Source organism: Shewanella sp. KX20019, assembly GCF_016757755.1.
Taxonomy (GTDB): domain Bacteria; phylum Pseudomonadota; class Gammaproteobacteria; order Enterobacterales; family Shewanellaceae; genus Shewanella.
The window spans coordinates 969,336-983,549 of record NZ_CP068437.1; the positions used below are offsets into that span (position 1 = coordinate 969,336).

Annotated in this window: 10 protein-coding genes; 8 read left to right on the forward strand and 2 right to left on the reverse strand. The window is 44.3% G+C overall.

Annotation, left to right across the window (positions count from 1 at the left end):
* The first annotated feature begins 52 nt into the window (after nucleotides 1–52).
* The 8 genes from tkt to JK628_RS04250 all read left to right on the forward strand — a co-directional run bounded on the left by tkt (nucleotide 53) and on the right by JK628_RS04250 (nucleotide 10,851).
* Nucleotides 53–2,044 carry a transketolase gene (tkt, locus tag JK628_RS04215; protein WP_202288026.1) on the forward strand — a complete coding sequence of 664 codons (1,992 nt, stop codon included), beginning with the start codon at nucleotides 53–55 and terminating at the stop codon, nucleotides 2,042–2,044.
* A gap of 144 nt (nucleotides 2,045–2,188) precedes the next feature.
* Entirely contained in the window at nucleotides 2,189–3,211 is a 1,023-nt protein-coding gene (epd, locus tag JK628_RS04220) for an erythrose-4-phosphate dehydrogenase (protein ID WP_202288027.1), read from the forward strand.
* A gap of 537 nt (nucleotides 3,212–3,748) precedes the next feature.
* Entirely contained in the window at nucleotides 3,749–4,924 is a 1,176-nt protein-coding gene (locus tag JK628_RS04225) for a phosphoglycerate kinase (RefSeq protein WP_202288028.1), read from the forward strand.
* A 256-nt stretch (nucleotides 4,925–5,180) separates the two neighbouring features.
* Complete coding sequence (gene fba / locus JK628_RS04230) at nucleotides 5,181–6,245, forward strand: class II fructose-bisphosphate aldolase (RefSeq protein WP_202288029.1); 1,065 nt, start codon at nucleotides 5,181–5,183, stop codon at nucleotides 6,243–6,245.
* 198 nt (nucleotides 6,246–6,443) lie between these two features.
* Nucleotides 6,444–7,184: a DUF481 domain-containing protein gene (locus tag JK628_RS04235; RefSeq protein WP_202288030.1), complete on the forward strand. Its 741-nt coding sequence runs from the start codon at nucleotides 6,444–6,446 to the stop codon at nucleotides 7,182–7,184.
* A 351-nt stretch (nucleotides 7,185–7,535) separates the two neighbouring features.
* Nucleotides 7,536–8,264, forward strand: coding sequence for a helix-turn-helix domain-containing protein (locus JK628_RS04240; RefSeq protein ID WP_202288031.1), 729 nt, complete (start codon nucleotides 7,536–7,538; stop codon nucleotides 8,262–8,264).
* On the forward strand, nucleotides 8,257–8,799 hold the full coding sequence (locus JK628_RS04245) for a hypothetical protein (protein ID WP_202288032.1): 543 nt from the start codon (nucleotides 8,257–8,259) through the stop codon (nucleotides 8,797–8,799). Before JK628_RS04240 ends, JK628_RS04245 begins: the two co-directional genes overlap by 8 nt.
* A 600-nt stretch (nucleotides 8,800–9,399) precedes the next feature.
* The gene (locus JK628_RS04250; RefSeq protein WP_202288033.1) at nucleotides 9,400–10,851 is read left to right on the forward strand and encodes a hypothetical protein; all 1,452 of its coding nucleotides are present in this window, start codon (nucleotides 9,400–9,402) and stop codon (nucleotides 10,849–10,851) included.
* Between the two features lie 13 nt (nucleotides 10,852–10,864).
* Here JK628_RS04250 and JK628_RS04255 read toward each other — a convergent pair whose 3' ends face one another.
* Nucleotides 10,865–13,084 (reverse strand): PAS domain-containing protein, encoded by a 2,220-nt coding sequence (locus tag JK628_RS04255; protein WP_202288034.1) that lies wholly within the window; start codon nucleotides 13,082–13,084, stop codon nucleotides 10,865–10,867.
* Nucleotides 13,085–13,247: 163 nt separating this feature from the next.
* The gene (locus tag JK628_RS04260; RefSeq protein ID WP_202288035.1) at nucleotides 13,248–13,856 is read right to left on the reverse strand and encodes a TatD family nuclease-associated radical SAM protein; all 609 of its coding nucleotides are present in this window, start codon (nucleotides 13,854–13,856) and stop codon (nucleotides 13,248–13,250) included.
* Nucleotides 13,857–14,214 lie beyond the last annotated feature (358 nt).

The following is a 14,214-nucleotide window of genomic DNA, read 5'->3' on the forward strand; positions in this document are numbered from 1 at the left end:
TGCCTTGCGCTAGATCTAAGCCTCAATACCTCAACACGACGCAGGAGAGAGCATGTCATCTCGTAAAGAACTCGCTAACGCAATCCGTGCATTAACCATGGATGCCGTTCAAAAAGCCAATTCTGGTCACCCAGGTGCACCAATGGGGATGGCTGACATCGCTGAAGTGCTATGGAATGATTTCCTTAAGCACAACCCAAACAACCCAGAGTGGGTTGATCGTGACCGTTTTATCTTGTCAAACGGCCATGGTTCTATGCTTATTTATTCTTTACTGCACCTAACAGGTTACGCATTACCTATTGAAGAGTTGAAGAACTTCCGTCAGCTTCACTCTAAAACACCGGGTCACCCAGAATATGGTTACACCCCAGGTGTTGAAACAACAACAGGCCCACTAGGCGCTGGTATTAGTAACGCTGTGGGTATGGCTATTGCTGAAAAGACCTTGGCTGCGCAGTTCAACCAGCCTGGTCACGACATTGTTGATCACTTCACCTATTGCTTCTTAGGCGATGGCTGCTTGATGGAAGGTATCTCTCATGAAGCCTGTTCTTTAGCGGGTACTTTGGGTCTTGGTAAGCTAGTCGCTTTCTGGGATGACAACGGTATCTCTATTGATGGCCATGTTGAAGGCTGGTTTACTGATGATACGCCTAAGCGTTTCGAATCTTACGGCTGGCATGTGATTGCTAACGTAGATGGTCATGACAGCGATGCTATCCGCGCGGCAATCGAAGCAGCTAAGTCTGTTACTGATAAGCCGACAATGATCTGTTGTAAAACGACTATCGGTTTTGGCTCGCCAAACAAATCTGGTAGCCATGACTGCCACGGCGCACCACTAGGTGATGCTGAAATTGCAGCTGCTCGTGAATTCCTTGGTTGGGATCACGGCGCATTTGAAATCCCAGAAACCGTCTATGAAGGTTGGGATGCTAAAGATTCTGGCGCTTCAAACGAAGCAAGCTGGAACGAAAAGTTCGCGGCTTACACGGCTGCTTTCCCAGAACTTGCTGCTGAGTATAAGCGTCGTGTTATCACTGGCGAATTGCCTGCTGAATTTGAAGAGAAGGCCAATGCCTTTATTCAAGAATGCCAAGATAAAGCTGAAGGTATTGCTAGCCGTAAAGCGTCACAAAATGCGATTGGTACTTTCGGTGCAATGCTACCTGAAATGCTTGGTGGCTCTGCTGACCTTGCAGGCTCCAACCTAACATTATGGTCAGGTTCTAAGGGTATTCAAGACGATGCTGCCGGTAACTACATCTACTATGGTGTACGTGAATTCGGCATGAGCGGCATTATGAATGGTGCATCTCTACATGGTGGTTTCATCAACTACGGCGCAACGTTCATGATGTTTATGGAGTATGCGCGTAATGCAGTACGTATGTCTGCGTTGATGGGTATTCAAAACATCTTCGTTTATACCCATGACTCTATTGGTCAAGGTGAAGATGGTCCAACTCACCAGCCAGTTGAGCAACTTGCTAACTTGCGTATGACACCAAACATGACGGTATGGCGTCCATGTGATGCAGCTGAAACTGCAGTATCTTGGAAGAATGCGATTGAACGTCGTGATGCTCCTACTTCGCTAATCTTTAGTCGTCAGGGCCTTAAGGCGCAAGCACGTAGCGCTGAGCAATTGGCTGATGTAGCTAAAGGCGGTTATGTACTGAGTGATTGCGCGGGTACGCCTGACTTAATCCTTATCGCTACCGGTTCTGAGGTGCAACTAGCGATGGATTCTGCAGCTGCTCTTACAGAACAAGGTCAGAAAGTACGAGTTGTTTCTATGCCTTCGACTAACGAGTTCGATAAGCAAGATGCTGCTTATAAAGAGTCTGTACTGCCAAGCAGTGTGACTAAGCGAGTGGCGATTGAAGCGGCACACGTTGATTTCTGGCACAAGTATGTTGGTTTCAACGGCGCTATTGTTGGCATGAGTACTTTTGGTGAGTCTGCACCAGGTGCTGATTTGTTGAAGCACTTCGGCTTTACGGTAGACAATGTTATAGCAACCGTTAACGGTCTATAATCGTCAGTGATAAAGCTGACGGCGCATTGGCAAGCTAAAGTTTGTCGATTGCGCCGATAGACTGCTCTATGATCCAACGGCCTACCAATCGCGGTAGGCCGTTGTTGTATCAATAAATCGATGAGTATAAAGGTAAATTAGTTAATGATAAGAGTCGCTATCAATGGTTATGGCCGTATTGGTCGTTCAATTCTTCGTGCGGTTTATGAGTCTGAAAAACGCGATCGAATTCAAATCGTGGCGATTAATGAGTTGGCAAAACCTGAAGCGATGCTGCATTTAACCCAATATGACACCACCCATGGACGTTTTCACACCCAGGTTAAATTAGAAGATCAGCATATGGTCATTGGTGACGATGCCATTAAGCTACTGCATGAAGCGAACCCTGAAAACTTGCCATGGCAAGAGATGGGCATTGATATTGTATTTGAAGCTACTGGGGTGATTAACGACAGGCAAGCTTGCGAGGCGCATATAAAAGCGGGTGCCAAACAAGTTCTTATTAGTAATCCGTCATCAAGTGATGTTGATGCCACAATCGTCTATGGCGTTAACCATGAACTGTTGAAAGCTGAACATACCATCGTCTCGAATGCCTCCTGCACCACTAATTGTATTGTGCCAGTGATCGATGTACTCGATGAATATTTTGGAGTCAAAAGTGGTGCCATTACCACGATTCATTCGGCGATGAATGACCAGCAAGTGATCGATGCCTACCATGATGATTTGCGTCGAACCCGCGCCGCAGGGCAATCAATTATTCCGGTGGATACTAAACTTGCCCGTGGTATTGAACGCATCCTACCGCATATGAAAGACAAGTTTGAAGCTATCTCAGTACGTGTTCCTACCATTAATGTTACCGCTATCGACCTTTCCGTTACGCTCAATAAGCGCGTCGATATCGAACACGTAAATAAGGTGCTAAAACAGGCATCTGAAGGTTCATTCTCTGGGGTTGTTGGCTATACTAACGAACCATTAGTGTCATGTGATTTTAACCATGACCCACGCTCAAGTATTGTCGATGGTACACAAACTCGAGTAAGTGATGGCCATCTAGTTAAGTTATTACTTTGGTGTGATAACGAGTGGGGCTTTGCTAATCGCATGCTCGATACCAGTTTAGAGATGATTAAGGCGAAAAGAAGGTTTAAATAGAAGGACCTAGGTCCTAGGGAAAGCAGGTTCTAGAGACTAAGACGATAAAACCGGAAAGCAAAAGTAGAAGAGCGTAAGAAAGGTTACTGGTGGCGTTGTTTTGCTTTTGTTTTTATAGAAGGCGGAAGCCGTCCTGGAAGTGAGCTTGCGAACGGCCTAAAACCTAGGGCCTTCTTCTAAAGTAGGTCGGCATTTATGCCGTCATCAATGATGGGCTAAAGCCGAACCTAGATTAAAAAACATAATACGGGCTGTTGATTGTATAACAGGGCGAAGCCCGCTCTAGCCGCGAAGCGTCCTCGCAGCGAGTTTACGAGTGCTCTAGCTTCTAGGATTCAAGCAGGTTCTAGGAAAGGCTAAGACGGAAGAGCAAAACATTATAAAGAGCTGGCAGGCGGTGTTTACTGCCTGCTAATACTCAAGCCTAGACAATGGGTGTCGTGTCCTCAGAGTCGAGTGGAACAGTTTCATTTTTACTTTAATTTTTTAACTTTAACTTTAACTTTAACTTTAACTTAAATCGTAAGGAAGCATGAAATGGCGATTCTTAATATGCAAGACATAGACCTTCAAGGTAAGCGTGTGCTTATTCGTGAAGATCTCAACGTGCCAGTCAGTGACGGTGTGGTAACAAGCGATGCACGTTTACGTGCATCGTTGCCAACCATTAAGCTTGCGCTTGAAAAGGGTGCTGCTGTAATGGTGATGTCTCACCTTGGGCGTCCAACAGAAGGGGAGTTCAATGCTGAATTCTCAATGCAGCCAGTAGTTAACTATCTTGCTAAGGCACTGGATTGCCCTGTGCGTTTAGCTAGCGAATATCTTGATGGTGTTGAGGCGGCAGTTGGCGAAGTGGTTGTTTTTGAAAACGTCCGTTTCAATGTTGGTGAGAAGAAGAATGACGAAGCACTGGCTAAAAAAATGGCAGCGCTTTGCGATGTTTACGTTATGGATGCATTTGGAACGGCTCACAGAGCACAAGCATCGACTCATGGCGTTGGTCTACACGCACCGATTGCCTGTGCAGGTCCTTTGCTAGCGGGTGAGCTCGCTGCACTGGGTAAAGCGCTTGATAATCCAGCTCGCCCAATGGTAGCTATTGTTGGTGGTTCTAAAGTGTCCACTAAGCTGACAGTGCTAGAGAGTTTATCAACTAAAGTTGACCAGCTCGTTGTTGGTGGTGGCATCGCGAATACATTCATTGCTGCTGCGGGTCACAAAGTCGGTAAGTCGCTTTATGAAGCAGATCTTATTGATGAAGCTAAGCGTCTTGTTGCGGCTGCACAAAGCGGTGGCGGTGATATTCCTGTACCGACAGATGTGGTTGTTGCGAGTGAGTTTAGCCCAACAGCGACTGCAACATTGAAAGATGTTAGTGCCGTTACGGACACGGATATGATTTTTGATATCGGTCCAGATAGTGCTGAAGCGTTAGCTGAGATCATCAAGAATGCCGGTACCGTGGTTTGGAATGGCCCTGTTGGTGTATTTGAGTTTGACCAATTTGGTGAAGGTACTAAGCGTATCGCTCAAGCCATCGCCGATTCAAATGCATTTTCGATTGCGGGTGGTGGAGACACGCTAGCGGCAGTTGATAAGTATGATATCGCTGACAAGGTGTCATACATCTCAACCGGTGGCGGCGCTTTCTTAGAGTTTTTAGAAGGCAAAGAGCTTCCAGCCGTAGTGATGTTGGAGAGTCGCGGTCAGTAACCGATACTGATTTAGCTATAGCATACAAAAAAATTACCAAACTGTTTGTTGGCGGGCTTTAAATCGACATTTGTCGGAGTTACACTAGCCGCCAACAATACAGTGCTTAAATCTGTAGCAAAAAAATAGAATTATAAAAACAACCAGTAACCGTGGTTGAGTCTGAAGCAAGAACGCTGATGACTTAATGACATAAAAATCAATCCAAACGATAGCGACCTCGGTGAGTCAAATCACCCTATTATTGGAGTAATAAATGGCCTTAATTTCCCTACGTCAAATGTTAGATCACGCAGCAGAGCATGGATATGGCGTACCTGCGTTTAACGTGAACAACTTAGAGCAGATGCGTGCGATTATGCAAGCAGCTGAAGCTACTGACAGCCCTGTGATTGTTCAGGCATCAGCTGGCGCACGTAAATATGCTCGCCCACAGTTCTTAAAGTATCTAATGGCTGCAGCACTTGAGCAGTATCCAGATATCCCTGTGTGTATTCACCAAGACCATGGTACCGATCCTGATATTTGTCAGCGTTCAATCCAATTGGGCATGTCATCAGTAATGATGGATGGCTCTTTGATGGCAGATGGTAAAACACCTGCATCATATGATTACAACGTTGATGTTACCCGCCGTACAGTGGCATTCGCACACGCTTGTGGTGTGTCTGTTGAAGGTGAAATCGGTTGTCTAGGTAGCTTGGAAACAGGTGAAGCAGGCGAAGAAGATGGTATCGGTGCAGCTGGGATCCTGACGATGGACCAGATGCTAACCACACCAGAAGAAGCGGCACGTTTTGTTGCTGACACTCACGTTGATGCGCTTGCAATTGCGATTGGTACTAGCCACGGTGCTTATAAGTTTAGCCGTAAGCCTACCGGTGACGTGCTGCGTATTGACCGTATCAAAGAGATCCACGCTCGTATTCCTAACACTCACTTAGTGATGCACGGTTCATCTTCAGTGCCACAAGAGTGGTTAGAGATCATCAACCAGTACGGTGGTGCTATCCCTGAAACTTATGGCGTACCGCTGGAAGAGATCGTTGAAGGTATCAAGCATGGCGTACGTAAAGTCAATATCGATACTGATTTACGTTTAGCGTCAACGGGTGCTGTTCGTAAGTTCCTTGCTGAAAACCCAACAGAATTTGATCCACGTAAATTCTTGAAGGCGTCAATGGAAGCAATGGCTGATATCTGTACCACACGTTACGAAGCCTTTGGTTGTGCAGGGATGGGTTCTAAGATTAAGCCTAAGTCGCTGCAGGCAATGTATAAATCTTATCAGTCAGGCGAGCTTGATCCACAGATTAAGTAACCTTGATATGAGAGCGATTGACTCGCTCAGTATATGAAAATACCTGCCTAGTGCAGGTATTTTTTTGGCTGTTATAAGTTCTTTTAGCTGCTGGTATTAAAGGCGATAGATTATTCTAGCAACAATTTTCATTTATGAGTGCTAAATGTTAAGATCGCGCCGATTTTTAGGGATTTAGGTAAACGGAGTAATACATAAATGAAAACAATGTTGACTGCTATAGCGGTTCTATTGGCGGCTCCTTTTGCTGCCCATGCTGGTGCTGATTTTGTAGAGGGCGATAAGACGTTCGCGGGTGAAGCTGAATTAGGCGCGACATTGACGACGGGTAACACAGATACTTCGTCAATCAAAGGACGCTTAAACTTGATGCAGGAGCTAGGTAATTGGGAAAACCAATACCTGTTCGAAGGGCTTTACAAAGAAGATACTGGCGATGTAACAGCTAAGCGTTATTACGCAGGTATTCAGGGAGACTACAAGTTTGATGAAAAGAACTACATGTTCATCACTGCAAACTATGAAGTTGACCCATTCACTGGTTATGACTTTAAATCGGTTGTTTCGGCTGGTTACGGTCATAAGTTTATAGATACAGGCAAAGTGTTGCTCAGCGCTGAGTTCGGTCCTGGTTATATCTACAAGAGCCTTGATGAAGAGCAGGCGGCGCTACGTGGATATGATTCTGAAGACAGTGTTGTAGGCCACGGTGTGATGAACTTTGCTTATGAAATTAGTGACAGCTCAAAATTCACTCAAATGTTTGTCGCTGACTACGGTAATAGCTTAGAGGGACGTTCTGAAACGGCTATCACGGCGAATATTGTTGGCGCTCTAGCGATGAAATTTGCTGTTATTGTACGTTATAACAACGAACCATTAGATGACAAGAAGAGCACAGATACCGAAACAAACATGACATTGTTATATGCTTTCTAGCCATTATTGAGTGGTTATTGCGGGTTATCACTATTCCGCTGCTTCTTACACCGTAAGATGAGGATATACCTATGAAAAGGCATCTATGATCTAGATGCCTTTTGTGTTTTTTATGCGCTCACTCGCCTCCCTTAACGTTTCTCTTGTTGATGTTTTGTATCTGTAAATGTGTTTAGGCTCTATTGGTTAACAAGTGTTACGTATCGTACCGTTCGTGGTATTTTTTTAATAAAATTAGTGTGGTGGAGCTCACGAAAGTGTGATTAACACTCACCTTGTACTGATTGAACAAGGACGTAAAGGTCGATAAACAGTAAACTGCTAAGCATTGAAATTGCCAGAGTTGTTAATGTGTTTATAGGTCCAGTCAGGTTTGATATTGAGTTAAAGCAGTTGGTGAATCCCGAAACTGCACAAACGCTCAAGTTATCGAATATTGAATTTCTAGTGATGAGTGATTTGATGTCATCTAGAGGCCAAGTCGTGTCGACTGAATCTTTGTGTTGCAAGTTAATGCCTCAGGTGGTGACTGCCCAGGATATCGCACTGGCAATAACTAATATTAGGGCCTTCTTAGGTGCTGATGCGACAACCATGATCGAGGTGATTACTAATCAAGGTTATCTACTGCATACCAAAGCCAAAGCGCAGATGCACAATAGCCCCTATGAAGCGCTGTCGATTAAACAGTTCTCACTGTTTTTACTGCTCGGTATCTTGCTGGTGGCGTTTTTAGCGACTCATTTTAAAACTACGCCTAATATTCATTTTTCTATCCCTGAGCAAATTTTACTAGACGGAAAAAAATCAGTATTAGTGCCAATCTACTCCTCAGATATCGAGCTCGCGGACTTTGGTGACAAGTTTAGAAGTATGGCTGTATTGATTGATAGCTGCGATACCATTGTTTGGCAAAAAATCTACGCAGCATCCTCTCAAAAGGGCGATGTTCTCCATTTCATTCTGCACAGTACCGACGCCGTTGGTGATGAGTTTACCGGTTTTAAAGTGATTAATGTTGATGAGAATTGGGACTTCTTGACGAATGCTTGGCTAAAGGAGGTTGGCTTCTGTGAATAGACGATTAAACCGCGAATTATTCTTAGGCTTTAAATCGACGCCAATATTGACCATGCTGGTTTTCATTTTGGGACTCTGTCTGCTGCTCGACCACATTGTTGAGCCAAGCGAAGATATCAAGCTTATCTGCCATACCAGCAGTTACGATGTTAAAAAACCTAGTGCGGAAGTCGGGAAGATACGCTTTGAAATAGAGCGGGTTGCGGATGCCATTGAGCTGAAAATGACCTTTGTAAAGGCCAATCATGCTCTGGTTAGCGTTAGTGCCGTTGGTTCGTTGCTTGAGGTGAGTGGTCCGCTATTGACCTATGAAATACAGTTACAGAATGGAAAAGTGCACAGAGATATCTTAAACACGACGTTTAGCGAAGAGGTCCGTGACCAGGTCGAATTCGTTAAAGAGTCGCTTATTCTAGACTCTTTCGAGCAGGAAAAATCCTTTTATATCAAGGTACTCGAGATGGACAAAACGCTCGGCTTTGTCACTTTACAGTTCTCGGCTCGAAATGGGTTATGGGCCTGTAAAATTCAGTAAAGTTGAATTGGCATTAGGCGATGTTGATCTTTCGAGCCTAGTGATTTGACCGGAAAGGGTGGCGCTTCTCGGCTATTTTTACTGTGTTGTAGGTTATTTGTGGAGTATAACTAAGCAGCATAGCCTCCGCCTTATTAAAGTAGCCAATAAACTGCGGTAAAAACAACCGTGAAAGATCGACAGCCCCTAGTGCTAATTTAGTTTCAACAGTTGAGATACGCTATACTTACTCCATGGTTGAAGTGCTCTGTCGTAAGATAACTTTACAGACAAATGGCGGTGGGCAGAAAGAGCTAAACTACATGCAAACGGCAAATCAGCTAAGTAATGAGCTGTAAAGGTTGATATTAATCATCTTTAGCGATGACTTTTGCGGAAGCGCTCACCTGTATTGTCTATTTCCTCGGTGAAATGAGTTGCGAAGAATAACAGGTGCTCACACTCATCAACCTCTATTAACAGCATTATCACGCAGTCTCACTTCGCTATTAGTGTTATAAAGTCTTTGGTTATCTTCGTTTGTATTGCAATGCGGCAGCATTGATGTCGAAAAGATAACAATTGCGAAGCTATCAAGCTGTTTTCGTCATAAGGATATTTGTGGCTAAAGTTAGAGTTAAACAAGAAGAATCACTATCGATTAAATTTCTCCATCAGATGGAAGTGGCAGACAATCGTCGTTTAGATCTCTATTTTTTTCTGCCTAAAGAGATGGGGATAAATCCGCAAAGCTTAAATGAGGAGGAGTATTACCACTCCTCAATCACTGGACGACGTTCATATTACTCATCTGGCTTACATCTGCCGTTAGTTCAAAGCCGTTTTGTCAGTCAAAAAAAGCGCACGGTAGAGGAGTTCAGACTGTACCTCAACTTATTTGCATATCAATTTTCGGTGGCTATTGAAACTGACAGTAAAGAACTCTCTCAAGTTGAGGATTTAGGCCAGTTTTACGCGTCTCTAGAGGAGCTTAGTGAGCAAGTTATTCATTTGCTTAAACGTTTTAGACGTAATGAACCCAGTGATGAAAAATGGAAGTCTTACTTTGAGAATGCCGATAATTACCTGTCATGGCTCTGTGAACAACGATTACTTAAACTCTTGGCTCATGCGCCTAGAAGCAGTGATTTTAACGAGATAACAGACAATGTGGTGGCCTTGTGTAGAGCCGAAGCCCAATACCGAGCAGAGCACAAATATAACTCCTCTAAAACCGTACAAGATGCAAACCGTATCGCTAACAAAATGCATCTGCTACGTAGGCTAATACAGCAAGGCGTGGTGCTAAAAGAGGAGCTTAAACCGTTAGGGGTTGGTCTCAAAAAGATGACTACTGGTATAGCAACTGCGATGGTTATGCTAGTGGTGTCCACGCTAATAATTAAGGCTCAGGGTGTATTTAGTGGTTTAACTATTGCCCTAGTGCTCACCCTTGCGGTGATTTATGGTTTCAGAGAGATCTTTAAAGATGATATTCGTAATGCACTATGGCGTTTAATACAGCGTGGCCGTCCCCGTTGGAGTCGATTACTTCAAGATACCACCAGTAAATTGCCGATTGCCAAGCAACTCGTGTGGCTCGACTTTATGCGTAAAAAGGAGCTGCCAATTGAGGTTATTGAGATCTTAAGGCAGCGGCATAGCCAGAACAAAGTGGATGCAGAAATTTTGCATTACGGTATTCACACTAGAGTCTCTGCGAAAGGTTTTTTAGCCGGATATTCAAGGATCCAAGAGCAGGTCAACTTTAGCTTAGTTCCCTTTGCTCGAAATTTAGAACGTGGTAAGGCCAAGATTTACAAGGAACATGAGGGCAAGGTTAGTAATGAGTCTGTTGAGCGGCGATACCAAGTTAATCTTATTCTAGCGTTAAAAGAGGGTCGTGATGAGCCTCAGTATGCACGCTATAAGATCACCATGAATCGCTCGGCTATTATTGAAATCAGCGAAAGTGATCTCCCTACCGGCATGAGAAATATGGATGAAGCCCCGTTTGAAGATGAGCTTTTAGTACCAGTAGATGCTAAAGCGAACGAGGCTAAACCTGACTAAATGATCTAGCTGCTTACGTCATCTGTCGAGTAAATGCTTGGCAGATGTTCTGTTCATCAGTTTGCTTAGCCCGCTTAAGCGCGACTTCTGCATTACTTAGGAATTGCTCAAGGCCTTGACCACCCTGATAAGCGGCGATTCCGATGCAGATCCCATCTCCTAAGCCGTTGTCTTTGAGCTTTGTCAGTGTATCTATGGCAAAGTAGTGAGCTTGATCTGAGTCGGTATCGGGCAGCATAATAATGAGTTTTCCGAGTTGCCAGCGTGACATTTGATAGCGGTTTGGCAGCTCTCTTAATAACTGTATTTCAACCTCTTTTTGTCGACTTTCCAGCTGGCCTATATCGCTCATGTGGCTAAGCATCCCTTCAGCGCTAATGTCGAGTAACATAAGGCTAGAGAAGTCTTTTTTCGCTTGGCTCAAATTATTAAAGTAGCGTTCTAGATCGCGGCTATCGCTAAATACGGTGCTCCGGTTAGGAGACATATTGCTTAGGTTGTTTGCATGAACCCGCGATTTAGCGCGCTCGAAGGTACAGACTATGTATTCAATATCGTCTGAACTATCTAGATGCCCCTTCAACGTTGCTAGCATACATGCGTTATTAGCTCGATTGTTTGATGAAAATATTTGACCTTGCCAAGTGCCTTTAATTATCAATTGCTGTGCTATTTGCGGCCATTGTTGTTTAAACTCCTCATTAAGCAGTTCGGTAATTTTAAGCTTGCGGCTATCTTCGACCTGCATAAGAACATTAAATGCATTATTAGATTTAATGACTGCGCCTTTAGCATCTGTGAGTACGGTCGCCATCGGATTATCATTGAGCAGCTGATTTAACTTTGCTTCCTCTTGGCTATGCTTTAACTCTCCGACATCCTCAAAAGTGACCAGGGTGTAGCTTTGACCATTATCCATATCGAATTCAAGTCGAAGTCTTACGTGTAGTCGAGTGTACTCAGAAGCGTCACTATCAAGCTCGCCTTGCCACTCTTTGTTAGCAATTAACTGCTCTGACAGCAGATTAAATTGGTCATCGTTCATATGCAATAAACGTTGCAAACTACGGTCGGACAGTTCATCAATTGGCAGAGAGAGCAGCTTAGCCGCCATAGGGTTTGCAGTAAGGACCCGTCCGATATCGTTGACTATGATGTAGCCTGAGTCGGTGTTAAATAGTCGATTGGCGAGATCAATACTGAAATCACGAGAGCGATGAACAATGCGGTAGGCGTGGGTTAGATAAATGACAATACACGCCAATAGGGTTAACAGGGTCGCGCCCCCCATAAGAATATTACGCCACTGTTCAAACTTTGCCGCTATGTCATCGTTCTTAACATAAGAGAGTAGGTAGTATTCTCGGCGAGTCTCATATTGGGTTGTCAACTCTACTTTAAGATAAACAAAGGTAGCATCATCACCATGGAATTGGCCGAAATTACTCATGGCCATCTTTCGCCAAAGTGCAGGGTAAGTTTGCTTAAGGCTGCCACCCATGGTTTCAGGTAGTCGAGGAATGGTTGGCGAGTCAAGCGCTCCAGAGTAGAGCAGGCCTTGGGTATCGAGCATCATCAACGGTGCTTGTTTGCTAGAATAGGCAGGCTTAATATTTTTCAACATACGTGACATTGAATTATAGGCAACCAAATAACCCTTCACGGTTTGGTCTGGATTTTCAAGCCAAGCCAGTTGATATAAGTAGGGCTCTAACTTGCCATTAATCGGGCTAAACTCGAGGGGAGATGTGTAGATCTCATTGCCGCCCATATTACGTGAACTACCCAGTAAAGACGGTGGCAGCGCGTGATGTCCAAACTCGTCATCTGTGGCAAATTTAATCTGCCCTTGGGGATCATAAAGCGCAATACCGATTAGCTCAGGGATATTATCAACAATGACATCCCAATGATCTTGTAGTTTAGCTTGGTTGGGTTCGCTCGGTAGTTCGATGTAACGCTTTAGCAGCTCTGAAGTGGCGAACATCTGCGTTCTAAATTGTTGAAAAGAGACTTTGTCAGCAATAAGTGTTCCGACTGATTGCAGTTCACTGTAGCGTTGTGTCGCCCAATCTGCTTGTAATCGTCTCTCGCCTAAGGTGATGATAATATTTGTAAAAACAATAACCGAAATTAATAATATGCCGATTTGACTCGCTGCAGCCAGAATTCGTTGTTGAGACCATTGGATCCCTTGGGCATTAATAAGGAGAGGTAGTTTTCGGCTTAACATTAATCGCAAATTCTGATGGTTATTATATACGCCATATTAACCCAATTTGACACTATAAGTAATTAATTCAAGGCTGTTGTTTTAGACTTAAATGGCCAGCATAAGCATAACTAAGCCGATAGTTAAAAAATACTATCGGCATAATGAACGGCTAAGTGCGCCACTAGCCGACAACATCTAACTCTCTTTGCTTAAATACAGCGCCAGCGGCTTCGACAAATTCACGGCAGGTATCAATGTTGACGTTGCTTAAACCATTAATGGCTGACACTTGAACATCGCTAATATAACCTGGTGCTTGCTGGATAAACTCGAGTAGCGCGGGATAGGCGCCTTTCAACTTAGGTTGGCAATGTACTTGGTAGCTGTCATCGGTATCGGCATTAAGTGATATTGACAGGCTATCCACGCATTCAGCCAGCTCTGGGAGTATGTTGCGCCGATGAAATAGGTTACCGAGCCCGTCAGTGTTGACCCTAACCTTGCCGCCTCGCGCTTTTATCTCTTTGGCGACGCTTAACAATGTTGGCAAATTAAGTGTTGGTTCTCCGTAACCACAAAAAACATATTCATCGAATGTCGAAGTATCGCCAAGCAGTGCGATAACCTCTTCAGCGCTAGGTTGGCGGTCGAGACCTAGTTGATATTGATGAACTTGCTTACTGCCATTGTGTTTGGGACAGAACTGACAACGTAAAGTACATCGACCTGTAATATTTAAATAGCGACTGTTACGGATATCATAAACAAGAGTGGGGTCAGTGGCGGTCATCTTCAATTGTAATTTAAAGTGTCGTGGCCAAATCTTAACTGATGGAGGCTTCCAATTCTGTCTACTGGATCGGATATTGTTCAGAACAATAGCGTCTATTTTTCAGCGATAATTCTGTTCCATACAGAATTTGGCATTGCCTCTGTCCATGGAGGTCAGATGTTTTCGTTGAGCTCACAGGGACCCCTTCTTATATAAAGAGTTGCGGCGAGCCTCAGCAGTGTCTGCGCATAAGGTCGTTCATTCACATCTGACCCATAGGGATATGGAAAATGTCATGATGATGTTGGGAACATCATCGACCATGTGATCACGACATTCGGACCACCTGTCCAGCACCGCAGGTCCTTGGAACCAC